The organism is Legionella geestiana, assembly GCF_004571195.1.
GTDB classification, from domain to species: domain Bacteria; phylum Pseudomonadota; class Gammaproteobacteria; order Legionellales; family Legionellaceae; genus Legionella_B; species Legionella_B geestiana.
Genome location: NZ_CP038271.1, coordinates 1,046,725 through 1,072,768 on the forward strand (window position 1 = coordinate 1,046,725; position 26,044 = coordinate 1,072,768).

The following is a 26,044-nucleotide window of genomic DNA, read 5'->3' on the forward strand; positions in this document are numbered from 1 at the left end:
AGGGGGAGTTTTATGACACAGTTCAAAGAAGAGCCCGGTTTTCTCTCAAGATTACTCTCGCGCAACGCATCCCCCGAAGCCCCCCCACCGGCGCCGCCAGAAGACGCTGAACCCGAGGGAGCACGTTTCCTCACAAGGGTTGCAGATTTTTTCTCGTTTAACAGTAGAACTGATACGCCTGCAGCCGTGCTGACTGAAGCATCGGCATCTTCATCAAGCAATGTATCCAGCGCCAGGAGCCCGTCTAAAAGGGTACACGGAAAGTCTCGACACAGAAAACCAGCAGCAATTGCCGAGCACCCACTGGCGTCTGTTATTGATTATCTCGAGAATGGGCTGTGGGCCCTGTATCATAACGAGACAACTGCCAGCTCTTCAGCGACTCCCGCCATGCCGAAACGCATTGAGAAGATGCTCATCGAGGTTACTAAATGGTGGAATCAGGAGCGGGCACGTAACGCTGACACTGACGGACTCAATGAAACCTTATTTCTCAGCAAATGCTTTAGTTTTGCAACGGGCAATCAGCTCGTTACAGACCTGCTGGCCCCCGCGCCAGACAGCAGGAAACCCCCTCTGTACCACGCCTTAAGAGACTCTATCAAAAGACTCTTTCCAAACGCGCCCAAAACCTGGAACGTGTGTGACCTCCATTTGATGTCTGAATTACCTGAAAATTTTGGAAGTTTTAAAAACAGCTACATCTTTATTGGAAGCAATGATCCTAATAAGCTGTATTATGTAGATCCATCCGGGGAGCATAGTGAAGTAAGAATTAATGATTTCTTTCTGTTAAAACATGAAATAAACAGTCTCCGAGAGCGCAATGAGGATAAATTACCTCTCAGTGCTGCGCAAATTACCAGCGTCATAACATCAAATGGAGGCCACACCCCCTGCATGATTGACGCTGAAGCCGCCAGGACCGCTTTAAGGCGTCATTTAGAAGCACTTGTGTATTATGCGGATTATCTTGATACGCTAACTTGTCGACAAGCGATTCTGACACCCTTTACGAATTTATCTACCCACTCCCGCTTACTGCTTGAGGCACTGATTACCGCATATCCAGAGCTCAATGCCAGCGAAGAAGTCTTTGCGAACTGGAAGCCCTATCTGACAAATCTTCAAGAAACCATTGAAAAACTTCCGCAATCCCGGCGAGAGCCCCTCACAGCGTTGTGTGATGCGATTAGCGATCATCTGGACAATGGTCGTGTCTCACAGTTTTTACCAGGGCGTACCCTTTCTCACGAAAAGATTGAACCACTTGTTTCCGCCATCCCCAAATGCGTACCCCAGGATGGCGACCTCACTCGAGAGGCGCTTTCTGAAGCCTGTGCTGTGGCCGAAGCACTGGGACAGCACATGGCTAAATTTACGCAAGCCCTTCAAGAAAGGGCCGCCCGCGATGCAAAGGAAGCTGCAGCAAAGAAAGCGCTTGACGAGGCAGAAGCACTGTTTGCAACCGAGCGACATACGGTCAAAGCGCTGCTTAAAAAAAATAGTACTTTGTTGACGGAGTTGAATAAGGCCATCGTCAAACTCTACGGACTGCCCGAGATCCATCCAGGGCAGGAGACTTTGCAAATGGTCACCGCCGCTTACAGGGAGAAAGAGCGTGCCGAGGCTTTTAGAGATGCCACTTTTACGCCTCAGGCAACAAGCTCCAGTTCCAGCTCCCAAAACGAGCCGCCCGAGGACAGACATGCGTGGCTTAAGCAAATATTGTTGAATAACCAACACATTACGCCCAAATTGGAAGCGTTAATTTCCGCGGCTGGCGAATACATAGAGTTGTTGACGAAAATTTTTAACACGGAATCTGAAAACCAGTTAAGACGTGCAGAGGCTCTTGAAATTGAGCTTGGTGCGCTGGTGGGTAATGATAACAAGGCAATTCAGTCTTTAAGAACTGCAGCGAGCAGGCAAAGACAGATATCAAAGGACCCCATCCATCTTAATGAATTGAGAGTCGATGTTGACCGCTATTGTGCATGCCTGACCTCATTGTTTGTAAAAGAATACTGGCCCAGGGTAAGTGTGGGCTTGAAAGCAAATTGCACAAGAAAGATTAACGAGCTTGATGCCCGCATTATCGAGCCAGTCGCGGTGGATGGGCACCGTGATAATCCTTATACTTCGGCGATAATAAGAGGCAACACCTCCCTTAAGGAGCGTATGGCCGCGCTGCGTGCGCGGCTATCGGAGCTTACATTCGAAAATAGAAAAGAATGGAATCAAGAAATTCGCTGCGGATTGGCAAACGCTGAAAGGCTCCTTGTCGAGCTCGGGCTGACCCGAGAAAAGCGACTGGCCTGGGAACAGGTCCAAGAAAAGATTGTAGTTTTAGAGGGCTACCAGCACCACCTGAGCTTTACTGGAAACACATGCAACCCTTATCACGAGCGTAATTTTTGCCACACATTAGACTTGAGCCAGCTGAGCACGGACCTGGCAAGCCTGATTGGTCGCTTTAGAGGGCTGCAGGAAGCATTGCAAAGCGTATCGACTACACCAGCCATCGTGGGTCAAAGTCATCCTGCCATAACGAACATGCGAACTTGGGAGCGTATGGCAGAAGATCAAGATCTCCAGAGTGATTTTGAGCGATGCACGGCAACCGCTAATCAACGCATTGCCAGCTTTGAAGAGCATGACAAACGTCTTCGCAATCGTAGTCTGGCAGTGGCCGAGGATATTCTGAGAACTGTTGAAACATACAAAAATGGCCTGGTCCAAAATGATCCTCGCCGGCTGTATTTAGACGAGGTGTCGAACGCTATCACTCGTGCAAATTATGAGTTTCTTGATCCCAGAAATCTTCTTAAAAACCGCGGGGTACATCAACGCACGAATCCGGCTGAGGCCTATCGCCAGCAGCTTTCGAGCATTGTCACCGGCCGCCTGCAAAATGACCTCGAGCGTTTTTCAGACGGAGAAAACAGTACCTTTTACCAGTGGGTGCGGCGTTATATTTTCTACCCCCTGCAATGCATTGGCAATCTCTGCTCAAGCAACCGCTTCTTTGTCACCTGGGGGGCAACTGAGCTCGAGCGGAACATGGCGCGTTTGGGGGATACGAATCTGAATCCCGAAACAACACCAAATTGGCGGCCAAATCTAAAAAGAGATGAGGATGACGACTTTTCAGCCTCGGATGATGGAAACCCAGGTCGCGGCTACCAACTCTCGAACGCGCCTGGCACCATATAATTGTCTTGAAAAAGTGACTTTGAATCCGGGCTATCCAAAGCTAACGCGTCTAACACCTCCTGGGTGGCAGGCGCGGGCTTTGGCTTGAAAAAAAACCAAAGACCCACCCCCATGGCGCTCGCACCAAACGCACAGGCACAGGCGCATACGGCAATCGCCGCTGCAGTGGTGGCGCCTGCGAGTGCGGTGAAGAACGCACCGGGCCCCGTCCATGCTCCACACGCCGCCCCCACCAACCCGCCAACGACTCCAGCCAACGCCGCGCAGGCAACCCCAATCAACACCGCGACAAGGGCTTTTACTATTGCTGAGGATACTGATGGGCAGGCACTGCCAATAGCGTGCCTCGAGCTTCGGGTAAAATGTTCAATGCGATAGGGTGTATCCTTCTCGCTCCGCTCAAGGCCATCGAGCAATGCGCACAGGGCATTGGAAACCGCCTGAATCTGCTCAGGCTTACTGCAGGAGAGTGCGTCTTTCAAACTGCCAATAGCCGTTTTGAGCAGTGAATTTTTAAGTCGCGCGCGGTGCGCGTCAAATTCGGCAAGCGCCATGCGCCGCCGGTCTTCTAAAAGCTCCTCCTCCTGCTGCATGCGCACGCGTTCAAGACAGGCCCAGACTCCTTGCAGACTGGCTTTATGGTGAATGTCGGTCTCAAGTGTGGCGTTAAACCGACAGGCTTTGGCGAGCGCCTGCAGCGCTTCTCTCCTGCGTGCACCGTTACTCAGGGCCGCCGTTCCCACCAGCACACACAATGGCTCTCGCACCCGGTTACGCACCTTTTGCAAATCGGCTATGATAACGTCCGGTTCTGGCAGGGATTGTTCGGCAAGATTCACGCAATAAAAAACCACATCCAGTGTGCGCATGTGTTGAATATACCGCGCAACAATGCCCTGAAAACGTTCATCGCCCGAAAGGTCATACCACGTGGTCCCGGGTGTTTCAGTCCGATGCACGCCTTCGCAGGAAGGACGGTACAAACGCTCTGGCGGGTGTCCTTCAAGGGCTTTGAGCAGCGCGGTTTTTCCAGACTTTGGCAGCCCCATCATCATGCAGTGCAACATGAGAAACCCTTTACAGATACAACGGTACTTCATCCTAAGTCAGACCTTGGTTGCATTCAAGCCACATTCTGCAACTATTTTTGACAAAATCACTCGGCACATCTAGCTTTAAACTATGCGTTTTGGAGGTGCCATGATAGCCATTGATATTCATACCCAGCCCAATGACGAAACCTGCGGCCCCACCAGCCTGCATGCCGTATACCGCTATTTTGGCGTGGATATCAGCCTCGAGACTGTGATTGCCGGGGTAGAGCGCAGCATGTCAGGCGGCACACTGGCAGCCCTTTTGGGCGTACATGCCTTAACGCTTGGTTTTGAGGCAACGGTATATGTCACCAACCTTGAAACCTTTGACCTCACCTGGTTTCATCATGGCGGTGTTGATACGGTCAAACTGACTGAAAAGCTCCACCAGCAGCTTCGCCACAAACATACGCCGGGCATTGTTCAGGACAGTGCGGCATTTCTGCGTTTTCTGGCGCTTGGCGGCAACGTGCGCTTCGAAACGTTGAGCATCCAGCTGCTTAAATCGTTTTTTGCTGAAAATCTCCCCGTTATCACGGGATTGAGTGCGACCTACCTCTATCAGTGCCCGCGCGAAGTCTTTACAGACGACGGCCAATCGACTTACGATGACATAAAGGGTACGCCCTGTGGCCATTTTGTCGTACTCTGCGGGTACGATGAGCATCATCGGCACATTGTGGTGGCTGACCCGCATCGGGAGAATCCGCTCTCGCATGATAATTATTACAAGGTGAGCAGCACACGGCTTATGAACGCCATCCATCTTGGCGTACTCACGCACGATGCCAATCTGCTCGTTATCAAACCCCGGGACTCACGCCCGGAATGAGGTTGACATGCACCCCCACTCCCTCTTCTCAGTCGTAGGCATTGAAATCGAATACATGCTGGTCGACTGCGAAACCCTTGCAGTCAAGCCCGTGAGCGACAGGGTGCTCCAGACACTTGGGAACGGTGTGTTGGACAACGAAATAGACCTTGGTGATATTGCTGTCAGTAACGAACTGGTATTGCATGTGCTGGAGCTGAAAAACAGCGCACCCTGCTCTCCCGCCTCCCCGATTGCCAGACATTTTCAGGAGGCACTCGAGGCCTTAAAAGAGCCGCTTGACCGCCTCGGCTGCCGACTGCTACCAGGAGGGGCGCATCCACTGATGAATCCGCTCACCGAGACACGCCGCTGGCCGCACGGTAATCGTGATATTTACCTTCAGTACGATACCATCTTTGACTGCCGCGGGCATGGCTGGTCGAACCTGCAAAGCATGCATGTGAATCTGCCGTATGCCGGTGACGAAGAATTTTGCAGGCTGCACAGTGCCATTCGCCTGATTCTGCCGCTGCTTCCGGCGCTCGCTGCCAGCACACCGTTTCTGGATGGCAAAAATACGGGCTTTCATGACGCGCGTCTTGCAGTTTATGCCACGAACCAGCAGAAAATCCCCTCCATTACTGGCGGCGTTATTCCTGATTTTTCGCCCAATCCTCGGGCCTACACGCGCGACATACTGACGCCAATGTATGCCGACATCAGCCCGTATGACCCTAAAGGTATTTTACAGCACAGCTGGCTTAATTCACGTGGCGTTATCCCAAAATTTGACTGCAATGCCCTGGAAATTCGTATTCTCGATACCCAGGAGTGCGTGGCTGCTGATATTGGCATTGCAGAATTTGTCTTCTGCCTTTTGAAGCATCTGGTGGACACCTGCCCAATGCTCACAGAAAATCCGCCGCAAACCGCGCGCCTGCGTGCCGTTTATGAAGACACCATTCGCGACGGCCTGAACGCTGAAATTCATGACACCTCGCTTTTTGAGCATTGGGGAGTTAACGGGTGCCATCCGGTCAGCGCGCGTGAAGTCTTAAGCCACTGGTTTGATGCCATTGCACCACAGCTAAGCTCCGATGGACGGAACGCCATTGCCCGTATTCTCCAGCACGGCAATCTGGCGGAGCGCCTGCTGCGGGTCTGCGGCCAAACCCCTTCCAGAGAAGCTTTGCATGCGGCATGTGCAACACTTGCTGACTGCCTTGCAGGCAACAGGCCGTTTCTGCCATGACCGCGTTCGCCCATTATTTAAGCTGTGAACATGCCGTCAATACGCTGCCGGGCGAGTTTATGGCGCTTCGCGAACAATTTGGCGAGCGCTTACAGACCCATGAAGCCTATGATATCGGCGCGCAGCTCGTTGCCCGCCACCTTGCCGGCATGCTGCAATGCCCGCTGACTGAAGCCTCTGTCTCGCGCCTTTTGATTGACTGCAATCGCTCGCTGACCCACAGAAACTGCTTTTCTGATGTTTCGCGCAATCTCAGTGCGGCACAAAAAAACACGCTGATTAGCGCGTACTATCATCCCTATCGCGAGAAGGTGACCTCTGATATTGCCGCACTAATACACGCTGAAAAACCTGTGCTGCATCTGTCGATGCACAGTTTTACGCCTGAACTTCATGGTAAAGTGCGCACAAATGCTATAGGACTCCTCTACGACCCCTCACGCCCCTCGGAAAAACACCTCGCAATCACCCTGCAGCGGGCACTTGCCCAAAAACTGCCAGATATTCGTATTCGCCGCAATGTCCCCTATCGCGGTAACAGCGATGGACTGACCCGCAGCCTGCGTCAACGTTTTAAAGATGCGGATTATCTGGGTATTGAAATCGAATTCAATCAAAAGGCGTCAATCGATGAAATGCTGTACTGGTCAAATGCACTCGGGAGTGTCCTCCCTTCCTGCGTCAAAGATGTGTTATAAAAACTATCAATCGCTGTAAAAACTGCCTGACGGCAATAACGATTATCAAGTTCCTTGCAGCAAAAACTCCACGGGGTATTCGGTATCGTACAGAGCGCATCCATAAGGAAGGCACTAAAAGAATGCCGGTGCCAGTTGCGCCGCCATTCACGTAAAAAGCTGTTAACATAGGCAATTTCAAGGTCTTCATTCTGCGCAATCGGGTAATTATCCACAAAGGCTCTGGCGAGACGCTGACCGCTTTCTGTATGGCGAAAAAGACGCGTGCACCAGGTTTCGCCGCCACGCCCGCCAATCCGATGATAAAACCAGTTGGAATAGTTTTGCTGTGCCTGCCGTACGGCTCTAAAAATTGGGCGCCGTGACTCAGCAACATGCGCTTCTTTATCGTTTAAACCCCGAAGTACAGCGTCAAGCTCCTGCCTGAGAGGCGCGCCGTAGTGCGCTACAGGATAGCCAAAAGCCTCGCGCACACGGTTACAGACTGCCGTAAGCGCTTCAATGAGCACCCATTTTTTCAGCATAAAAAGAATACCGCTACCACTATACTTTGCGGCAAGCACGGGACAATCCACCGAGCGGGAAGCCTCATCATTGAGAGCAGAAAAGCGGGCATCATTCGGGTTTGTGAAAGCCTCTTCCATATCCCGAAGCCAGTCTTCTGCGGCAGGATATGCGTCAGCAGGTATTAAAAGCGCTGCGGCTGCCTCTTGAAGTTCGAAAAACTGGCTGTCGGGGATTTGTATCGCAAACGTTGCCGTGTTTTTTTTAAGCGCCGTCCAGCGTTTTTTCACATCATCAGGAGAAAGTGGGAGGAGCGCATTCGGGAAAGGACGCGTCACAGGATACTGAAGCAATTGGGGTGCATTTGACGGCGAAACCTGCTGCCAGCAAAGCGTGCCCTGGGCTGAAATACCCGTGCAGCAGGCAGCGCGGTTAAAGGCATGCTTAGGCATGCGCGCAGTAATACCATGCCACAGTCGGCCCTCTTCCAGCGCAAAAAACCCAAAACTCTCGAGAGTGTCTTGCAGCGGATGAAGCTCCCGCGCCCCAAATTCTGCCAAACGCCATGAGCCACAATAAGCGGGATTATCGGCTCGCCTGTCGGCGCGATATGCACGCGCTGCTCCGTTTTCAGCGATATCAAAGACCCAGTATGTGTTTTCCTGTGCATCCCAGAATAAGCCTGTGCGCATCCAGATACATCCTAAAAAGAACAAAAAAACGCTACCCACCCACCTGACAGGTCGGGCATACCCCATAGATGGTGAGTGCATGATTCGTCATGCGAAAGCCTGCATCCACTGCAATTTTTTGCTGACGCTCTTCAATAATTGCATCAACAAATTCCTCAACCCGGGTACACTCCACGCATACAAGGTGGTCATGATGCGGGCCGAGACGCCGCTCATAAACTGAGTGACCACCTTCGAAATAGTGACGCGTTACAAGACCGGCTTCCTCAAACTGGGTAAGAACCCGGTAAACGGTTGCAAGCCCTACGTCTTCGCCCATTTCCAATAATGCCTTATAGACCCCCTCGGCACTCAGATGGTGCTCGGCAGAGTCTTCGAGAATGCGCAAAACCTTCAGGCGTGGACCTGTGATTTTGAGGCCGGCTGTTTTCAATCGCTGCGATTCGTCCACAAATACTCCAAAATCAAACGGTTGCTTGCCATATGGGCACAAGCCCGGGTAGTGTTATTCCCGACAGTGGCATGTTATTATGGCGAACTTTTTGAAGACAGGCAAAATTCATGCGTATTCTTTCCCTTCTTCTGTCATCTCTTGTGACATTTTCCCTCTCCAGCTGTGCCTCCTACGATTTCGCGCGCCGGGTGGTTCAACAGGGTAACCTTATTCCGCCATCGAAGATAGAGCGGCTCAAAGTTGGCATGAGTAAAGAGGATGCCGCCATTCTCATGGGCACTAGCCTCCTTGACCCTACTTTTGCCACCGATCGCTGGGATTATGCCTTCACCTGGCGTAAGGGCAGCGGGCCAATGCGGCTGCGTCACCTGACACTCTTTTTCAGCAACGGCAGGCTGGCACGCATCGAACACCGTCCCTGATACGGCATTATTTTCCTGAACGGCGCTTTTTAACTGCTCGAAGGCGCCGGCGCTCCATTGGCGCCAGGCAAAGTGCGCGGCAGATTTCCACGCGCATGCCATCTTCCACCAGCGTCTCAGGCGCAATCGCACGGCCAAACGTGCCGAGCGCCATGTCCTTTATCTCTGGAAAACGCGCTGAGAACGATGAACATTGAATCACCGCCCCCACTGTAGTGCCGGCTTCAACCGAAAATGCCTCGTGGTACGCAATGCCCTCTGCGTCTACAAACACCACCTCAACCTGCAACATGTATCGCTGCCGCCCTGTCGCAAAACGCATCCACCATCTTATCCGTTACCTGCTCAAAAACAGGCCCTAAAAGACGGGAGAGAAATCCACCTGCAAATTCAAACTCCAGATCAAACGATACCCGACAGCCCTCATTCTCCGCATCAAACCGCCAGAATCCCTCAAGGTGACTGAATGGCCCGTCTACGAGGCGTATTTCTATCATTTTATTGGGCTGGAGCAGGTTGCGGGTAGTAAAGGACTTGCCAAAACCTGCTGCGCTGATTTCAAGCGTTGCCTGCACTTCGTCTGCATCCCGATGGTGCACTTTGCTTCCAGAGCAGTAAGGAAGAAAGTCGGGGTATGATTCTATGGCGTTGACCAGGTCATACATCTGCTGGCAGGTATAAGGCACTACTCGTGATTTACTGACGACTGTCATGCTGTTTCCTCAATCGTTGCCCTAAGCCAGTGCGCGATATCTGTCACTTCTTCCGGACAGACACCATGCTCTACCGCATACTCCCGCAGACACAAACGGTCATACCCACGCGCTTTCAACATGTCGGCTGACAGGCGCGTCCATGCCGGTAACACCAGCGGGTCATAGCGGCCAAGCCCCAGAAAAATGGGCGTTTCTGTCGAGAGTACGCTGGATTGGGGCGTTGTCTCTGGCAGCCATGAAGACAGCGCAATAACTCCGCCAAGTCGCCCTTCGGTACGAAGGCCTGTAAAGAGCGCCATGGCACCCCCCTGAGAAAATCCTGCAAGAAAAAGGTTTTGCGGGGCAATGCCGCGATTGATTTCTTCCTGCATCACCTCTCGTATCATCGACTCAGACTGCGTCAGGCCCTGCGTATCTTCACGGCTGCCAGGGCCTACATCCATAATGTCAAACCAGGCACGCATGGACTGACCGTTATTAAGCGTTACTGGACGAACTGGAGCGTCAAGGAAAACATGATTAACGGTAAGGCCCTGCGGCAGGGCCGCCGCCAGTCCCTGCATGTCGCTGGCATCAGCACCCAGACCGTGCATCCAGATAATGCAGGTGTCTGATGGGGCGCGTGATTCAGTTCTATAGACATTCAACACGGTAACTCGCTCCTCTTTAGCTCTGTTTTTTCTGGAAGCGTGCAATGCTTTCAAGAATTTCGCGACGTGCTGACTCAGGCCCTTCCCAGCCATCGACCTTGACCCATTTGCCCTCTTCCAAATCTTTATAATGCTCGAAGAAATGCTCAAGGGAATGCACAAGCCCTTCAGGTAAATCAGCAAAGGTTTCAACCGTACGGTAATTGGTACAAAGTTTATTGACCGGAACCGCAAGGAGTTTAGCGTCAGGACCTGCTTCATCCGTCATGCGCAGCATGCCCACTGGACGGGCGCGAATGACTGAACCGCTGATAAGTGGAAAAGGCGTCACGACCAGTACATCGCAGGGGTCACCGTCTTCCGAGAGGGTTGAGGGTATGTAGCCATAGTTAGCAGGATAGAACATGGCTGTTGACATGAAGCGGTCTACGAAAAGCGCACCAGAATCTTTGTCAACTTCATACTTGACCGGTTCTGCGCGCATGGGAATTTCGATGATGACGTTGATTTCGTTCGGTACATCCCGGCCACTGTTGATTTCCAGCAAACCCATGTTGACTCCAGACGGTTATAAAAGACGCGATATTATGCGTAATCTGGAAAGAAAAGGCAAAAATGTCATATAATGTTTGCCTGTCTTTTTTCAGCATGACTGAAACTACTGGAAAACCGTGATGGACTGTCTGTTCTGCCGAATTGCACGCAAAGAAATTCCCGCAACCGTGGTGTTTGAAGACGGAGAGATTCTTGCGTTTCGCGACATTCGGCCACAGGCGCCTGTTCATTTACTGGTTATCCCCAAAAAACACATCGAAACCCTTAACGACGCTGGCAGCGAAGATGAAGCGCTGCTGGGTCGCATGATGCTTGTCGCAAAGGAGCTTGCCGGGAAGGAAGGCATGGCAGACAACGGGTATCGCCTTGTGATGAACATCAACAAAGCCGGCGGTCAGGAAGTCTGGCATATCCATCTGCATGTCCTTGGAGGACGACAGATGACATGGCCACCGGGTTGAGGAACCACCGCAATATGCAGGAATTATTCAAAAAGTTATTGACCAGTATCGGCGAAGACCCAGAGCGTGAGGGGCTTCGAGACACACCGGCACGGGCTGAGGCTGCATGGCAGTTTCTGACTAAAGGCTATCGTGAAAACCTCGATGATATCATTAACAACGCCCTGTTCGAGTCAGACATGAACGAAATGGTGGTTGTGCGTGATATCGAGCTCTATTCGATGTGCGAGCACCATCTGTTGCCCTTCATTGGCAAGTGTCACGTTGGTTATCTTCCGGGCGGTAAGGTCATTGGTCTGTCTAAAATTGCCCGTCTTGTCGACTTTTACGCGCGGCGCCTGCAGATTCAGGAACGCCTTACCAGTGAAATTGCCCAGACGCTTGTGCGTATTACCGGCGCGCGCGGCGTGGCGGTTGTGGTTGAAGCGAAGCACCTGTGCATGATGATGCGCGGCGTTGAAAAACAAAATTCCGTCATGACAACTTCCGTCATGCTGGGCGCCATGCGGGACTCTCCCGAAACACGAGCGGAATTTTTACGACTGATTCGCTGATTGAGTGACTTCGGCACGCCGAGCATGGCCTGCGACGTGCTGAAGGCTGTTGGCTAAATATTTGGTGTGACAGGCCTTTCGGCCGCAGGTGCCGCCATAAGGGCAAACCGCTGCAGCAGCAGATATAAAAACAGTATCAGTAAAGTCCCCCCTGCCACAGGCGGAGCAAGCTCCTTCAAATTTTCCATCCTCAAACCATCCATCACACTGCATATTATCGAATTGGTAGGCGGTGTAGCATTCCGGGTTCGCATGCACTTATCAAAAAAATCTGAATTAGGTGGCATTTTCATACTCCTTGTGAAAAACATTAAAAAAAGCCCACGAGAACCTCCTAATCAGGTTCTCGCGGGCTGATAACTCAACCTCTCAGCCGGACTTATTCTTCTTCTTCAGAAGACAGCAACAAATCAACTGGCTTTTCCAGCGGAGCCGCTTCCTGTTCTGCCGGAGTTGCAACTGGAGCAGCAGCAGGCTTGTCTTTCCACTCAAGCTTGACGCGGCCCTGCTTATCAACACCCGCCACAAACACCTCAATCTCCTCACCTTCTTTCAGAACGCTTTCAACCTTCTGATTGCGGTCAGAGCAGATTTGAGAAATGTGCAGCAGACCGTCTTTACCTGGCAGCAGATTTACAAATGCACCAAAATCAACGATTTTGCTGATTTTGCCGCGATAGGTCTGTCCGGGTTCAACTTCAGCAATGAGCGCACGAATCTGGCGTTGTGCTTCTTCAAGCGCCATGCCATCGGGTGAGAACAGCTGTACCAGTCCGGTATCATCAATATCGATGGACACGCCAGTGGCGTCAATAAGCCCCTTAATGGTGGCGCCACCCTTACCGATAATCGTACGGATTTTATCTTCAGGCACTTTCATCGTTACGATGCGGGGTGCGTGCAGAGACAGTTCTGTGCGTGGCGAGGACAGGGCATTGTTCATCACATCAAGGATGTGCAGACGACCAGCCTTGGCCTGCTCAAGTGCATCTGACATGATTTCGTGGTTAATACCGGTAACTTTGATATCCATCTGCAATGCGGTGATACCTTCGGACGTTCCGGCCACCTTGAAATCCATATCGCCAAGGTGATCTTCATCACCAAGAATATCTGTCAACACGGCAAAGCGGCTGCCTTCAAGAATAAGTCCCATCGCCACACCGGCAACCGGTGCTTTAATCGGTACGCCAGCATCCATCAGCGCAAGGCTGGTACCGCAGACCGTTGCCATTGAGCTTGAACCGTTAGATTCTGTAATTTCAGATACGGTACGGAGCACATAGGGGAATGTGGCCGTGTCCGGCAGTACGGCAATGAGGCTGCGCTTGGCAAGACGGCCATGGCCAATTTCACGGCGCTTCGGACTGCCGACCATGCCGGTTTCACCGACAGAGTACGGAGGGAAGTTGTAGTGCAGCATGAAACGGTCACGGGTTTCGCCGGTCAGGCCGTCAAGAATCTGTGCGTCTCTGTCGTTTCCGAGCGTAGTGGCAACAATAGCCTGTGTTTCACCGCGGGTAAAAAGTACAGAGCCGTGCGCACGCTCAAGCAGACCGGTTCGGATTGTGATGGGGCGTACCGTACGCAGATCGCGCCCGTCAATGCGCGGCTCACCACAAAGCACACGCTCGCGAACAATGCGCTTCTCCAGACGTCCAAAGGCGTCAAGAGCACGTCCGGCATCCAGACCTTCGTGTTTCTCTGAAAGGGTGGCAACCATTTCTTCACGCAGCTCGGCAAGACGCTGGTAACGCTGCTGCTTGTCACGAATCTGGTAGGCGGCATTTACTGAATCAGATGCGTGTGCGGTAATAACGGCCTCAAGCTCTTCATCAAGCTCTGGCGCCTGCCAGTTCCAGCGCGGCTTGCCGGCTTCGCGTGCGAGGTCGTTAATCGCACGGATAACGCCTTTCATCATTTCATGGCCAAACTCGACCGCGCCCAGCATAACCTCTTCGCTGAGCTCGCGCGCCTCAGATTCTACCATCAGAATAGCGTCATTCGTTCCAGCAACCACGAGATCGAGCGCAGAATTTTTAAGTGCTTCACCGCCTGGGTTAAGCAGGTACACACCGTCCTGATAACCCACGCGCGCAGCACCAATGGGTCCGGCAAAGGGAATGCCGGAAATGGCGAGCGCGGCAGACGCTCCAATCATGGCAACGATGTCTGCCGGAACATCCGGGTTCAGGGACATAACAGTCGCCAATACCTGAATTTCATTGCGAAAGCCCTTAGGAAACAGCGGGCGCAGCGGGCGGTCCATCAGGCGTGAAGTCAGTGTTTCAACTTCGCTTGGGCGACCTTCGCGCTTGTTAAATCCACCTGGGATTTTTCCTGCAGCGTAGGTTTTTTCCTGGTAATGAACCGTGAGTGGAAAGAAATCGGCTGTCGGTGAAGCCTCTTTACGACCCACCACTGTAACCAGCACCTGAGTGCCGCTCATGGTGGCAAACACTGCACCATCCGCCTGACGCGCAATTTCACCGGTCTCAAGAACCAGTGTGTGCTCTCCAAATGGGATTTCGCGAGTAATTTTCGTCACGTGTGATACCTCGTTTCTTTTATCGGTGTGGAAATAAAAAAGGCGCAGAAGACTGCGCCTTTACATAAAGGTGATTTGTGTGCGAACGCACGTTTTGTTGGGTGACCCATCAACGCGCAACGCTCTTTCCTAATAGGAATCTCGAAGACCAAGGCTTTGAATCAGCGTCTGGTAACGGCTTTGATCCTTGCGCTTAAGGTACTTGAGCAGCTTGCGGCGTTTGTTCACCAGCGCCTGAAGACCTCGGCGTGAATGAAAATCTTTTTTGTTGACTTTGAAATGATCAGTCAGGTATTTGATACGACCTGTCATAATGGAAACCTGTACCTCAGGTGAACCGGTATCCGGCTCAGAACGACGGTATTGGCTGACGATTTCTGCTTTCTGTGCGCTGTCTAGCGACATTGTTCACTCCCGGATAAATCATAAACATTTTAAACGACGCATGATATCAGATGACCTTCCTGGATACAACCATGCGACTACATTTTGGCAACCTGCCAGCATTCCATTTGCATTACGTGTTCTCTGTCGGCAACAGGCGCCTTGCGTGCAGACGATTATCCTCAAGAATAACGCCAAGTCCGTTAAAGTTTCCTTCTGTGTCTTTAAGACGCACAAGGGTATTCACCGCAAGGACATGCTCAGGCGACAGTGACTGCCCCTGCTGCAGGCGCTTTAGCGATTCTGTATCAAGCTCTATCGCTGGAAAAGCGCCAACAGCGGCTTCTGCAGGGAGCAGAGCCTCGCGTCGCGCCTCAGGCGTCATGGCTTCAAATGCTTCGAGAGTCAGCATGGGACTGTCTGCAAATCCCCCCGTCCAGATACGGCGTAAAGCAGTAACATGGGCACCGACGCCCAGCGCATCGCCAATGTCTTCAACCAGGTTACGAATATAGGTGCCCTTGCTGCAGGTCACGGTCAGTGTAAATGTGTGCCCCTCAAAACGGTCCAGACGCAGCGCATGAATGGTAATGGGGCGTGCAGCACGCTCAACGGTTTTACCGGCGCGTGCCAGTTTGTAGAGCGGCTGCCCTTCATGTTTAAGGGCCGAAAACATGGAAGGTATTTGAAGAATATCGCCGCGAAACTGCTCTAAAACCGCCTGAAGCGCTTCAAGCTTTACGTCAACGGATGCTGCCCGTTCAATGACTTCACCAAGAGCATCCGCCGTACTGGTTTTAATCCCCAGAAGGCCATCTACCACATACTGTTTATCCGCTTCCAGCAGATAATGCCCAAAGCGGGTAGCCGAACCAAAACAAAGCGGCAGCATGCCGGTTGCGAGTGGGTCAAGGCTGCCGGTGTGCCCGGCTTTCTGGGCATTTAAAAGGTTTCTTGCACGCTGAAGCGCATGATTGGAAGTGATTCCGCAAGGCTTATCAAGGAGCAGAATACCGTCAATGGCTTCACGAATCCGACGCGGGTGCTTCATCGTCAACTGCATCCTCCGGCGGATTCACCGAATTGATTAAATCACCAAGGCGCTTGCCATACTCTACTGACTCGTCATAAACAAAGTGCAGTTGAGGGACAATTCGCAGGGTGAGTGTGCGCGCAAGTGCTGCGCGCAGATAGCCTGAAGCCGCATTCAATATACCGGCAACTTCAGCTGGTTCTCCCTGCAGTACGGTGAAATACACCTTGGCATGACTCAAGTCACCGGATACTTTTACCGCTGAAAAGGTCACGAAGTGTGGCATGCGCGGGTCGCGAATTTCCTGAGGAACGAGGCTTGCCAGCTTACGCTGGATTAGCTCTTCAACCCGCCCGATACGTTTTGCAGCATTACTCATAAATCCCGCTTGATTTCAATGGTTTCAAAGACTTCTATCAGGTCGCCCGGCTTGACATCGTTGTAATTTTTTACTCCGATGCCACACTCGAAACCCTGACGCACTTCAAGCACATCGTCCTTGAAACGGCGCAATGACTCAAGCGTACCTTCGTAAATCACGACGTTATCCCTTAAGACACGAATCGGGTTATTACGTTTCAAGGTACCCTCGGTTACCATACATCCGGCAATCGCACCAAGCTTCGGCGAGCGGAATACATCACGTACTTCGGCTATACCAACGATGGATTCTTTAAATTGTGGTGCCAGCATCCCTGAGAGCGCACTGCGTACCTGGTCGACAATGTCATAAATTACGCTGAAGTAGTGCAGCGCCACAGACTCAGACTCAGCGAGGCGCCGTGCACCGGCATCCGCCCGCACGTTAAAACCTATCATCAACGCACTGGACGCAATCGCGAGGTGTACATCAGACTCGGTAATACCGCCTACGCCACTGGCAATTACTTCCACTTTCACTTCATCGTTCGACATCTTAACAAGCGCATCGGCAATGGCTTCAACAGATCCCTGTACATCGGCTTTTAAGACCACGTTCAGCACCTTGGCGCCCGTTGTGGCCATCGAGTCAAAAATGCCTTCAAGTGAGGTTTTTTGTTTACGGGCAAGCTTCACATCGCGGAATTTACCCTGACGGAAAAGTGCCACCTCACGTGCCTTTTTCTCATCAGGCACAACCACCGCCTCATCACCGGCGTGCGGTATGGCAGAAAGACCGAGCACTTCTACCGGAATGGAAGGACCTGCACTCTCAACGAGGTCGCCGTTATCCCCCACAAGCGCACGCACACGTCCAAACTGGAATCCGGCAAGAAGAATATCGCCTTTGTGCAGGGTTCCGCTTTGAACAAGAATGGTAGCGACAGGACCACGTCCCTTATCAAGGCGGGATTCAATCACCACACCCTTGGCCGCGCCATCGGTGTGTGCCTTCAACTCAAGAACTTCAGACTGCAGAAGAATCGATTCGAGGAGACTGTCGATACCAAGGCCCGTCTTCGCCGAAATATTCACAAACATGGTATCACCGCCCCAGGCTTCGGGGATGACATCATAGGCGGAAAGCTCATTCATGACGCGCTCAGGATCAGCGCCTGGCTTGTCCATTTTATTGACCGCAACAATCATGGGTACTTTAGCGGCCTTCGCATGCTGCACCGCTTCTATGGTTTGCGGCTTAACGCCATCATCAGCAGCTACAATCAATACAACGATATCAGTGGCCTGCGCACCACGGGCACGCATTGCGGTAAATGCGGCGTGACCCGGGGTGTCAAGGAAGGTGATATCACCGCGCGGTGTATTCACGTGGTACGCACCAATGTGCTGCGTAATACCACCGGCTTCGCCGATTGCCACGCGGGTTCGGCGGATATAGTCAAGCAGCGAGGTCTTACCGTGGTCAACGTGGCCCATGATGGTTACAACAGGAGCGCGCGTCTCGAGCGTGCTGCCCTTGGAAATGACTTCTCCCAGCGTGTGCTCAATGGCATCGTCCTTCAGGAGATTCGCCTTATGCCCCATTTCTTCGACTACAATGGCCGCAGTATCCTGATCGATAACCTGATTGATGCTCGCCATCGCACCAAGACCCATCAGCGTCTTGATGACCTCAGCCGCCTTGACTGACATGCGCTTGGCAAGCTCCGCCACGGTAATGGTTTCTGGAAGAAGAATTTCGCGGATCATTGGCGCCTGCGGCATGGCAAAACCATGTGTAAGGGCCTCTTCTGCCTCACGGTAGCGATCGGATTTTTCGTTACCTCGGCGTTTTTTACCTTTGTGACGCTTGCCACGATTAACAAGATCGCGCTCATCTTCCTGGCGGGAAGGTGCCTCATGCCGCCCTTTCTTCTTGGCTTTGCGAAAGTTGTCTGAGTCGGATTTTTCGGCTGCAGGCTTTGCGGGGACCGGCGGTGGAGCCACGACAACAGGCTCCAGTACAATGGGTTCTTCTACTGCGGCCTCAATGATCGGCTCTGTTACGACATGCTCTCCTGTTTCGGGAGCAGCTGGCACGGCCTCGCCTTCGACGGAAGCCACAACAGGCTCAATAATCGGTGCTGTTTGCGCATCTTCCACGGCTTCTGGTGCCGTTTCTTCAAGAACATCGGGCGTTTTTTCTTCAAGTACCGCGCGCTTGACATACGTGCGTTTCTTGCGCACCTCGATATTAACGGTTTTGCCGCTGTGCACATCGTGCCCCACCGTAACCTGCGAAAGGCTGCGACGACGCAGTGTGATGCGTTCAGGCGCGGCATGCGCCTCGCGTACACTGCCACTTTTGAGGTGGGCCAGGAGCGTGCGCTTCTGTTCCTCGTTGACCGTCTGCTGTGCATCCGAAAACGACAGCCCGGCTTCCTGCAGCTGACTTAACAAACGCTCGACCGGTATGCCGACAACCTGAGCCAACTGCTTAACTGTCACATCCGCCATAATCTAATCCTCTCCCGGCAATGCAACTGCAATTGCCACTAGTCTGTCTGCCCAAAGCCCGTGTCGAGGCTTCTAAAGGGGGCGTATCTGAATCGTTGTATCCTGTCAGGAGTCAGCACGAAACCAGGGTTCACGCGCTTTCATGATGAGCGCTCCGGCCTTTTCTTCCGTCATGCCTTCGATTTCAAGAAGTTCATCAACGGATTGTTCAGCCAGGTCTTCCATGGTGTGGATACCACGCTTTGCAAGTACTGTCAAAAGCTCTGGGGTGATACCTTCCATGCTCTCCAGTGACTGGCTGTCCGCCCCACCTGAAAGTGCCTGCGCGAGCAGGGTATCATTGGCACGGTTGCGCAGCTCTTCTACGATTTCCTCATCAAACTCACTGATGGCGAGCAATTCTTCGCGCGGCACATAAGCAAGCTCTTCCAGTGAAGAGAAGCCATGCTCAACCAGCAGCGTTGCCAGTTCTTCATCAATGGCCAGTGCAGTGGTAAAAAGCTTAACCATGCGCGCCGACTCTTCGAGACTCTTGTTTGCAAAATCTTCGGTTGTCATGACGTTCAGGGTCCAACCAGTCAGCTGGCTTGCAAGGCGTACGTTTTGCCCGTTACGGCCGATGGCCTGTGAGAGCTGTTCCTTGCTGACGGCCAAATCCATGGTATGGCTGTCTTCATCAACCACAATGGAGCTGATGTCAGCCGGCGCCATGGCGTTTATTACGAACTGCGCAGGATTGTCGTCCCACAAAACGATATCAACCCGCTCCCCGCCAAGTTCGCCGGAGACGGCCTGAACACGTGCACCCCGCATGCCTACACAGGCACCAATCGGGTCAATACGCCCATCGTTGGTTTTAACCGCGATTTTGGCGCGATTGCCGGGCTCTCGGGCTGCTGCACGCACTTCAATAACGCCCTCGCCAATCTCGGGCACTTCAATGCGGAACAGTTCAATGAGCATTTCATTGCGAACGCGGCTGATAAAAAGCTGCGGGCCACGTGCCTGAGGTGAAATTTCATAAAGATAAGCGCGCACTCTGTCGTTCGTGCGGAACATGTCATGAGGCAGCATCTCACTGCGCGGTAAAAAGGCTTCTGCCTTGCCGCCAAGGTCAACGATAATATTGTCCCGGGTCACCTTCTTGACCGTACCATAAACGAGTTGCCCCAGTTTGTTTTTGAACTGATCAACAACCAGCTGGCGCTCGGCTTCCCGCACTTTCTGCAAGATGACCTGACGTGCAGTCTGCGCGGCAATTCGACCAAACTCCACTGACGGCATGGCCTCTTCGATGCGCTGGCCAGGTTCAATATCTGACTGTCGCTCGCGTGCCTGTGTCAGGCCCATCTGGCTGTCGGGTGTTTCAATGGCATCATCTTCAACCACATCCCAGTAACGGAAGGTTTCATACTCGCCGCTGCGAGGATCGAGCCGGACACGCACGCCGATTTCCTGGCCTGAGAGTTTACGGGTCGCTGACTCCAGTGCCGCCTGTATGGCTTGAATAACGACTTCTCTGGACACGCCTTTTTCGTTCGATAACGCTTCAGCAACCAACAATAATTCTTTGCTCATTCTGCACCTCGCAAGACAGTCAAATACGCCTTAACTATGGTTGAAACAGGAAACGCCTGCTCGGTGTCATCTACGGACAACAGCACGGCGTCAGGGTCGGCAGAGCGGATGATGCCGGTAATATTACGCTTTCCACACCAGGGTTTATGCAGTTTCAGCTGCGCTTCCTGCCCGATATAGCGGGAAAAGTGCTTCCAGTTCAGCAATGGTCTTGGGATGCCGGGGGATGAAACTTCAAGTGTATACTCCCCGGTAATCGGGTCTTCCACATCCAGCAACGCCCCGACCTGCCTGCTCACGCGCTCACAGTCGTCAATGGTGATGCCGCCTTCTCTGTCAATGTAAATACGCAGGAGGGAATGCCTGCCCTGAGACAGGTATTCGCATCCCCAGAGTTCGTAACCCATATCTGCGATGGCAGGAGAAATCAGCTGTTCCACCTTGTCTTGTATCATGACGGCCCTGATTGATTGTGCTGTACCCGGTTAGCGGATAACCCATAATAAAAAACCCCATAAATGGGGTTTTTTGATGGTTGGTAGCGGGGGCAGGATTTGAACCTACGACCTTCGGGTTATGAGCCCGACGAGCTACCAGGCTGCTCCACCCCGCATCAACTGAGGGCAAGTATACCAGGCACCTCTGTTATGCGCAAGCTTTTTTTCGTCTTATGGCATGAAAGACGCCTGTTGACTGGAAGATGACGCGCGTGCTGGCCATGAAGACGAAGAACTGGCAGCCGTATGTGAAAAAAAACCGCTGCGCGTCGCTGACAGCTGAGGCCAGTCTTCACTGGAAAGTTGCACCCTCGGCAAATGCGTCTCCCGTGTGCGTGGCTCAAAATCGAGTGCCATCGGATTCATTGAGAATTTCTTTTGCGGGTATAACATGCTGTGATAATGCACGATACGCTCCGGCAGGAGTTTTGCGATGCGCCCGACCTTATACTTATGCCCCTCCGACACCGTTCGCTCTATCCATTGCGCCATAATGTCTTTAATTTCTGTCACAGACCGCATCATCGCCAGTGAAAACAGCGCCAGCAGATTAACGTGGCGGTCTTCCTCTGGACCATCAAGAATCTGCCAGAATGTTGACTCAATGAATGCTTTACGCGACTTATCAAGCGGCTGATTCAAGGGGTTGGGGTCAAAAAGTTTCTGCAAAAGCTCGAGGCGCAGGAAATCTTTGAGGTTTTTAGAGGCGATGTCACGGTTATTAAGAAAGCACTTGCAAAAATTTTTCAAGAACGCAAAAAACTCGATGCGGCTCAGCAGATGACCTGCATTTCGGGCAGCCTGTTCAGTCTCTGCGTCAAATTTCCAGCCGAGCTGGTTTGTCAGACGTATGAGGCGAAAAATCCGCGAAGCATCAATGCCAAAGCTTTCCTCAGGAGGAATAAGTGTTCGTAAGACCTTATTTTTAAAATCTGTAATACTCGCAGGAACTGGCACCAGGAACTCATTATGAGCGTTCACAAGAAACGTGTTAACCGTGAAATCAAGGCCTGCCGTTAATTCCTGCAGCGTTTCCCCGCAACGAGAAGTTATATCCACAACAAGGTCGTTATCGTGGGTGTGACCTCCATTTGATGTTATGACGCTGGTAATTTGCGCAGCACTGAGACGTAATTTATCCTCATTGCGCTCTCGGAGACTGTTTATTTCATGTTTTAACAGATAGAAATCATCAATTCTTACTTCACTATGTTCCCCGGATGGATCTACATAATACAGCTTATTAGGATCATTGCTTCCAATTAAGATGTAGCTGTTTTTAAAACCTCCAAAATTTTCAGGTAATTCAGACATCAAATGGAGGTCACACCCGTTATCACCATCCTTTCTACGGCAAAAAACGCCGGGGTAAGTGGAGTTTTCCAAAAGGCGAGGAAACAGCGTTCTTAAGACCTCAGGCGGGCAATCAGTCAGAATATCGGCATCAAGCAGGGTGAGGCCCTGCAGTGCGTCACGCACATAGCCACCTGTAACAAAGGCTTTGTATCCCGCTTTTTCAATTATCTCAAGCGTTTGCTGCGCGAGCGGCGGATTGCGATACGCCTTGGGCAACGACAGCTCAACTGCCTTTTCGGCTGATAGTTGCTCACTACTCGATGCCGGGCATGAGGATTCCTCGAAAACAACAGGTGTGCTTTCCACTTTTTTCCTGACACCGGATTTGTAGCTCTTTTTTACCTTCACTGTTTTATTAGGTGACTGCATCCTTGCCAGGGTTTTTTGGTTAAACTTTTCGATGGCTTTAAGCCTCAATCGCTCTTCCATCGACATCGGTTTTTCAACTGCCGCCTCTTTGGGCTTGGATATCTCAGAAGTTGCCTTCGGCAGCGAGATCTTTTTGACTACTGGCGTTTGCGTTTTCTTCAGGCTTTCACAGAATCGCTGGTAATGCGTGGTCCATCGCTTGCTAAGAAGCGTTAAGGTCACCGTTGATTTAGTCCCTTTAAATTCTTCCATCCACGCGTTGAAGAGCGCTTTAGCCTCATCGCGTGTGTTCAATATGCCGGCATTGGCAGAAAGTGCGAGCCACGCGTTTTTGAAACGTTCAAGAAGTGTTTTATCCTCGGCTTCACTGCTACCTGGCGGGTCGTATGAACCGCGCACCTCAGGTGGACAAGGATTTTCCATGAAGGCGAGCAGTTGCGGATAGGTATTGACCGCGTTAATAATATTCGTGCATGTGCCAAACAATCCTTGAACCATGGACAGTTCTTCCGGTTTGATAAAAGCCGCGATTTCGTTAAGGCGTGCCTCGGCAGTTTGAATGGAAGCATTTGCACGGGCTATTTCCCCTTCATCGTGCCAGAGCAGTGATTCTCTCAGGGCCAACTGTACAAAGATAAGCGGTTTTTGACTGAAAAACTCATCGCGCTTCATATACTCCATATGTTCAGGAGTCACTAAGAGAACACTGTTAAGCTGTCCGAGAGCCGCCTTTACCCATCCATGTGGCTCATTGGAAACCTGCGCCGCCAACATGCGCGCATACTGGCAAAACGCTTTTTCTCTGAGCCACTCGGCTTTTGGATTGTTCACAAGCTTCAGCAGCAACTGACCAAGCGCCATCACGTCAAACGATTGCCACTTGTCTTTGATTTCCACCCGTAGCGTGATATGAAAGAGCGCACTTCCCAAATCTGCGTCAAACGCATCAAGCGACTTATCAGACTGTCGCGCATTAATACTCATGCTCTTTTTCAACCACTGTTCAAACTTTCTTACCTTTGGCTGAAACTCTTCCTGTACACTCTGACACTCGCTATTTGACGCTCTTTTCAGGTGCCCAACGAGTATGCTGAGCGGTTCTCCCATTAAGAGTTCTGAGATGTTACAGATATTAATCCGTTCAATACACTCCAACAGCAGCTTTTGTAAAATTTCAATAACCTGAATGCGGTATACTCGCCCACCCGAAACGTATTCTGGAAGCTTAGGGATACACTTAAGGAGCATGCTCGCTGTGTCAGTAAGTGTTTTTCCTGCCAAAAATTGTTTGTTAAGTCTGCACCTAAAGTTCCAAATATCCTCAAGATTCGTGCCTTCTTCAGGCAGGGTGTCGTCATGCACCTTATGAGGTTCTGCCAAAGCGGCAATCAACTTTTCTTCCATGGCACTCAATGCCCGAACGAGGTGGAGGGCGGCTGGCGTTTCTGGCTCTGAAAGCAGCTCACTGATAGCCCCAAGGTAGCGATTGATTTTTTCCGCTGTTGTAAAGTCTAATCGTTCATCAACCGATAGACTGGTCCTGCCGCTTGTTTGCGAGAGTGCATGCACAATGTTCAGAAAGGTCTGCAGGGTCTTTAGTGCCCCATCTGTATCGACCTGAGCCGGCTGCACTAATTGATGCAGCAGGCGCCTGTAGCAGACTTTCATGGCAATAGTGATGTATGCGCTAAAATTTTGACGGTATATATTGATGGTTGATTCCGCGAGACCAATGGGCTTTATGCCCTGGCTGATTTCAGCAAAAATGACCGCAAGTGCCCCTGAGATATCACTAAAGCTCTGATAGTATTCCTTGAGTTGAAGTTGAAACCACTTAAAATTTCGATGGTCAATCTTTGCGTTATCCTGCGTTTCGACCAGCCCCATACACGCCACGTGGTACTGCCAGGCGCCGATGGTCAGCTGGTTAATTAAACGCTTATGCACCTCATTTGTGCTTCCAGCAAACATTTTGTAAAAGAACCGCAGGACCTTGTTATAGTCCAGCAGGATGTCATACATACTGCTGTGCTCAACCAAATCATAGGTATAGCAATCATCGGGCCTTCTGTACTTATCTGTCGCTCCTTCCAGCATGGTGTTGGCCATGTGCTCGAGCTTTACTGGCACCATGGCGATGTTGTCCGGATGCGATACCCATTCATAGACGCGCTGGTACCGCTGTTTATCGTCAAACATTTCCGGGTAGTTGCGAACCGCCACCATCAGCTTCAGAAATCCCGTATTGGTCAGCAGCCAGTCTTTTGTTTCTGACTCAGTCGGGAGCGTCAGGGTATCAACTAAAGACAACAAACCCTCGTTAAAGCGTGGAAGCCTCGCTCTCGCCAGTAAAATATTGATAATTTTATCAATAATAATGCCCGTGTTGTGCAATGTCTGATTATATTGCATGATGCTTATGATGAAGTTCGGACTATCTTTTACAGATCTGCTTGACATTTCCCGAACTAGCTGTCGAATATGAAAACAGCGTGACTGAGACTCCAACAGCCCCTGCAGACACTGTTGCCACAAAATTTCCGCCCGCTCCGGGTACCTGCTGACGTCATTTGCGAGTTGTTGACTTAGAAATACCGGTGCGCGCATGTAGGTTTGCGCAAAATTCACTATGACAGGCTGCACGAGCGCGCGAAAATCTGGCGAGAATGCCTCTGGCTTTATGATAAAGTCTGTCAAAAACGCTTTAACTGCCTCGGCATCCTTGTCCATTTCCATATAATATTTCTGCATGTTATGGCCGGCCGCGAAATGCTCTGAGCAACGCAGAAAATCATTGAGCATAAATGCATCTAAAATGTACCAGCGAACCAGCATGCATTCCAGTCTGTGCGCGTCTGTTGCACCGTGCAGCATGGGAGCGTCATGTGTTAAGGCTATCAACTGTTTCAGTTTTTTTGTGGTAGCCTTGTCAAAAAAACGCGCACCTTTAGGCATTAAGGACCCATTTGGCCTTGGAAACGATAATCTAATGATCGATAGGCTTAATTCCAGCTCGGGTGCTGCTTTTTGCTGCGATACAGTACTTGATGAAGCGGCTGCACGGGGAACGGTAATTTTTTGCGCACGAGAACGTCTGGATGATTTTTTGCCCATACCTACAACTTAAATGACAACAGTGCTGCTATTTTAATCAGTTTGATAAATAAATCAAGGTTTGTATTAGACAAAGGTGTCTGGTAAAGGAGATTGATGACTGTGTTTGAAGCATAAAAGGGCAATGGAAAGCGGGACTGGATGCACAAAAAATTATCCGGCCTTTGGGGATACCCGATGCCGGGCTTCGCGGCAATCAGCCCAGC

General features: G+C 51.5%; 22 protein-coding genes and 1 tRNA gene. 7 read left to right on the forward strand and 16 right to left on the reverse strand.

Going from position 1 to position 26,044, the window contains the following annotated elements; translation table 11 throughout:
* The first annotated feature begins 12 nt into the window (after nt 1-12).
* The gene (locus E4T54_RS04575; protein ID WP_028385930.1) at nt 13-3,216 is read left to right on the forward strand and encodes a hypothetical protein; all 3,204 of its coding nucleotides are present in this window, start codon (nt 13-15) and stop codon (nt 3,214-3,216) included.
* Here E4T54_RS04575 and E4T54_RS04580 read toward each other — a convergent pair.
* Complete coding sequence (locus tag E4T54_RS04580; RefSeq protein ID WP_028385931.1) at nt 3,183-4,283, reverse strand: P-loop NTPase family protein; 1,101 nt, start codon at nt 4,281-4,283, stop codon at nt 3,183-3,185. The genes E4T54_RS04575 and E4T54_RS04580 overlap by 34 nt on opposite strands.
* Nucleotides 4,284-4,416: 133 nt before the next feature.
* On the opposite strand from E4T54_RS04580, the gene E4T54_RS04585 reads away from it, so the two are divergent.
* Genes E4T54_RS04585 through E4T54_RS04595 form a run of 3 tightly spaced genes read left to right on the forward strand, consistent with a single transcriptional unit; the run spans nt 4,417 to nt 7,074 of the window.
* The gene (locus E4T54_RS04585; RefSeq protein WP_028385932.1) at nt 4,417-5,142 is read left to right on the forward strand and encodes a cysteine peptidase family C39 domain-containing protein; all 726 of its coding nucleotides are present in this window, start codon (nt 4,417-4,419) and stop codon (nt 5,140-5,142) included.
* Nucleotides 5,143-5,149: 7 nt separating this feature from the next.
* Entirely contained in the window at nt 5,150-6,376 is a 1,227-nt protein-coding gene (locus E4T54_RS04590) for a carboxylate-amine ligase (RefSeq protein ID WP_051550827.1), read from the forward strand.
* The gene (locus tag E4T54_RS04595; RefSeq protein ID WP_028385933.1) at nt 6,373-7,074 is read left to right on the forward strand and encodes an N-formylglutamate amidohydrolase; all 702 of its coding nucleotides are present in this window, start codon (nt 6,373-6,375) and stop codon (nt 7,072-7,074) included. Before E4T54_RS04590 ends, E4T54_RS04595 begins: the two co-directional genes overlap by 4 nt.
* Here the strand turns inward: E4T54_RS04595 and E4T54_RS04600 are convergent.
* Both E4T54_RS04600 and fur read right to left on the reverse strand, forming a co-directional pair.
* On the reverse strand, nt 6,990-8,270 hold the full coding sequence (locus E4T54_RS04600; protein ID WP_028385934.1) for a hypothetical protein: 1,281 nt from the start codon (nt 8,268-8,270) through the stop codon (nt 6,990-6,992). The genes E4T54_RS04595 and E4T54_RS04600 overlap by 85 nt on opposite strands.
* A 31-nt stretch (nt 8,271-8,301) precedes the next feature.
* On the reverse strand, nt 8,302-8,721 hold the full coding sequence (fur, locus tag E4T54_RS04605; protein ID WP_028385935.1) for a ferric iron uptake transcriptional regulator: 420 nt from the start codon (nt 8,719-8,721) through the stop codon (nt 8,302-8,304).
* Nucleotides 8,722-8,831: 110 nt separating this feature from the next.
* Here fur and E4T54_RS04610 point away from each other — a divergent pair, with 110 nt between their 5' ends.
* Nucleotides 8,832-9,146: an outer membrane protein assembly factor BamE gene (locus tag E4T54_RS04610; protein ID WP_028385936.1), complete on the forward strand. Its 315-nt coding sequence runs from the start codon at nt 8,832-8,834 to the stop codon at nt 9,144-9,146.
* Nucleotides 9,147-9,153: 7 nt separating this feature from the next.
* Here the strand turns inward: E4T54_RS04610 and E4T54_RS04615 are convergent, their stop codons facing one another.
* The 4 genes from E4T54_RS04615 to ppa are packed head-to-tail and all read right to left on the reverse strand — an operon-like array spanning nt 9,154 to nt 11,065.
* On the reverse strand, nt 9,154-9,438 hold the full coding sequence (locus E4T54_RS04615) for an RnfH family protein (protein WP_035901873.1): 285 nt from the start codon (nt 9,436-9,438) through the stop codon (nt 9,154-9,156).
* Nucleotides 9,425-9,859, reverse strand: a complete 435-nt coding sequence (locus E4T54_RS04620) for a type II toxin-antitoxin system RatA family toxin (RefSeq protein ID WP_028385937.1) — start codon at nt 9,857-9,859, stop codon at nt 9,425-9,427. Before E4T54_RS04620 ends, E4T54_RS04615 begins: the two co-directional genes overlap by 14 nt.
* Nucleotides 9,856-10,512, reverse strand: a complete 657-nt coding sequence (locus tag E4T54_RS04625; RefSeq protein ID WP_420795126.1) for an alpha/beta hydrolase — start codon at nt 10,510-10,512, stop codon at nt 9,856-9,858. Before E4T54_RS04625 ends, E4T54_RS04620 begins: the two co-directional genes overlap by 4 nt.
* A gap of 16 nt (nt 10,513-10,528) precedes the next feature.
* Nucleotides 10,529-11,065, reverse strand: a complete 537-nt coding sequence (ppa, locus tag E4T54_RS04630; protein WP_028385939.1) for an inorganic diphosphatase — start codon at nt 11,063-11,065, stop codon at nt 10,529-10,531.
* 121 nt (nt 11,066-11,186) lie between these two features.
* Here ppa and E4T54_RS04635 point away from each other — a divergent pair, with 121 nt between their 5' ends.
* Both E4T54_RS04635 and folE read left to right on the forward strand, forming a co-directional pair.
* Nucleotides 11,187-11,528: a histidine triad nucleotide-binding protein gene (locus E4T54_RS04635; protein ID WP_028385940.1), complete on the forward strand. Its 342-nt coding sequence runs from the start codon at nt 11,187-11,189 to the stop codon at nt 11,526-11,528.
* 14 nt (nt 11,529-11,542) lie between these two features.
* Entirely contained in the window at nt 11,543-12,082 is a 540-nt protein-coding gene (gene folE, locus E4T54_RS04640) for a GTP cyclohydrolase I FolE (protein WP_028385941.1), read from the forward strand.
* 379 nt (nt 12,083-12,461) lie between these two features.
* Here folE and pnp read toward each other — a convergent pair whose 3' ends face one another.
* The 9 genes from pnp to E4T54_RS04685 form a co-directional block, all read right to left on the reverse strand.
* The gene (pnp, locus tag E4T54_RS04645) at nt 12,462-14,630 is read right to left on the reverse strand and encodes a polyribonucleotide nucleotidyltransferase (RefSeq protein WP_028385943.1); all 2,169 of its coding nucleotides are present in this window, start codon (nt 14,628-14,630) and stop codon (nt 12,462-12,464) included.
* 129 nt (nt 14,631-14,759) lie between these two features.
* Nucleotides 14,760-15,035, reverse strand: coding sequence for a 30S ribosomal protein S15 (gene rpsO, locus E4T54_RS04650; protein WP_028385944.1), 276 nt, complete (start codon nt 15,033-15,035; stop codon nt 14,760-14,762).
* Between the two features lie 112 nt (nt 15,036-15,147).
* Complete coding sequence (truB, locus tag E4T54_RS04655; RefSeq protein WP_028385945.1) at nt 15,148-16,065, reverse strand: tRNA pseudouridine(55) synthase TruB; 918 nt, start codon at nt 16,063-16,065, stop codon at nt 15,148-15,150.
* Nucleotides 16,040-16,426 carry a 30S ribosome-binding factor RbfA gene (rbfA, locus tag E4T54_RS04660; RefSeq protein WP_028385946.1) on the reverse strand — a complete coding sequence of 129 codons (387 nt, stop codon included), beginning with the start codon at nt 16,424-16,426 and terminating at the stop codon, nt 16,040-16,042. The genes truB and rbfA overlap by 26 nt, the downstream gene beginning before the upstream one ends.
* Entirely contained in the window at nt 16,423-18,924 is a 2,502-nt protein-coding gene (gene infB / locus E4T54_RS04665) for a translation initiation factor IF-2 (protein ID WP_028385947.1), read from the reverse strand. Before infB ends, rbfA begins: the two co-directional genes overlap by 4 nt.
* Before the next feature lie 105 nt (nt 18,925-19,029).
* Nucleotides 19,030-20,502: a transcription termination factor NusA gene (gene nusA, locus E4T54_RS04670; RefSeq protein ID WP_028385948.1), complete on the reverse strand. Its 1,473-nt coding sequence runs from the start codon at nt 20,500-20,502 to the stop codon at nt 19,030-19,032.
* A complete protein-coding gene (gene rimP / locus E4T54_RS04675) occupies nt 20,499-20,957 on the reverse strand; it encodes a ribosome maturation factor RimP (RefSeq protein ID WP_028385949.1) in 459 nt (152 codons plus the stop codon). The genes nusA and rimP overlap by 4 nt, the downstream gene beginning before the upstream one ends.
* 81 nt (nt 20,958-21,038) lie before the next feature.
* Nucleotides 21,039-21,115 (reverse strand) — tRNA-Met (locus E4T54_RS04680).
* Nucleotides 21,116-21,170: 55 nt separating this feature from the next.
* Complete coding sequence (locus E4T54_RS04685) at nt 21,171-25,679, reverse strand: tRNA nucleotidyltransferase/poly(A) polymerase family protein (RefSeq protein ID WP_028385950.1); 4,509 nt, start codon at nt 25,677-25,679, stop codon at nt 21,171-21,173.
* Between the last annotated feature and the right edge of the window lie 365 nt (nt 25,680-26,044).

Bases quoted from the DNA above. Each gene is read 5' to 3' on its own strand.
- E4T54_RS04585 (WP_028385932.1), top strand. From the start codon at position 4,417: ATGATAGCCATTGATATTCATACCCAGCCCAATGACGAAACCTGCGGC.
- infB (WP_028385947.1), bottom strand. From the start codon at position 18,924: ATGGCGGATGTGACAGTTAAGCAGTTGGCTCAGGTTGTCGGCATACCG.
- E4T54_RS04620 (WP_028385937.1), bottom strand. From the start codon at position 9,859: ATGACAGTCGTCAGTAAATCACGAGTAGTGCCTTATACCTGCCAGCAG.
- rimP (WP_028385949.1), bottom strand. From the start codon at position 20,957: ATGATACAAGACAAGGTGGAACAGCTGATTTCTCCTGCCATCGCAGAT.
- E4T54_RS04685 (WP_028385950.1), bottom strand. From the start codon at position 25,679: ATGCCTAAAGGTGCGCGTTTTTTTGACAAGGCTACCACAAAAAAACTG.
- E4T54_RS04575 (WP_028385930.1), top strand. From the start codon at position 13: ATGACACAGTTCAAAGAAGAGCCCGGTTTTCTCTCAAGATTACTCTCG.
- E4T54_RS04580 (WP_028385931.1), bottom strand. From the start codon at position 4,283: ATGTTGCACTGCATGATGATGGGGCTGCCAAAGTCTGGAAAAACCGCG.
- folE (WP_028385941.1), top strand. From the start codon at position 11,543: ATGCAGGAATTATTCAAAAAGTTATTGACCAGTATCGGCGAAGACCCA.
- E4T54_RS04600 (WP_028385934.1), bottom strand. From the start codon at position 8,270: ATGCGCACAGGCTTATTCTGGGATGCACAGGAAAACACATACTGGGTC.
- truB (WP_028385945.1), bottom strand. From the start codon at position 16,065: ATGAAGCACCCGCGTCGGATTCGTGAAGCCATTGACGGTATTCTGCTC.
- rbfA (WP_028385946.1), bottom strand. From the start codon at position 16,426: ATGAGTAATGCTGCAAAACGTATCGGGCGGGTTGAAGAGCTAATCCAG.
- E4T54_RS04590 (WP_051550827.1), top strand. From the start codon at position 5,150: ATGCACCCCCACTCCCTCTTCTCAGTCGTAGGCATTGAAATCGAATAC.
- E4T54_RS04635 (WP_028385940.1), top strand. From the start codon at position 11,187: ATGGACTGTCTGTTCTGCCGAATTGCACGCAAAGAAATTCCCGCAACC.
- ppa (WP_028385939.1), bottom strand. From the start codon at position 11,065: ATGGGTTTGCTGGAAATCAACAGTGGCCGGGATGTACCGAACGAAATC.
- E4T54_RS04595 (WP_028385933.1), top strand. From the start codon at position 6,373: ATGACCGCGTTCGCCCATTATTTAAGCTGTGAACATGCCGTCAATACG.
- E4T54_RS04610 (WP_028385936.1), top strand. From the start codon at position 8,832: ATGCGTATTCTTTCCCTTCTTCTGTCATCTCTTGTGACATTTTCCCTC.
- nusA (WP_028385948.1), bottom strand. From the start codon at position 20,502: ATGAGCAAAGAATTATTGTTGGTTGCTGAAGCGTTATCGAACGAAAAA.
- rpsO (WP_028385944.1), bottom strand. From the start codon at position 15,035: ATGTCGCTAGACAGCGCACAGAAAGCAGAAATCGTCAGCCAATACCGT.
- E4T54_RS04615 (WP_035901873.1), bottom strand. From the start codon at position 9,438: ATGTTGCAGGTTGAGGTGGTGTTTGTAGACGCAGAGGGCATTGCGTAC.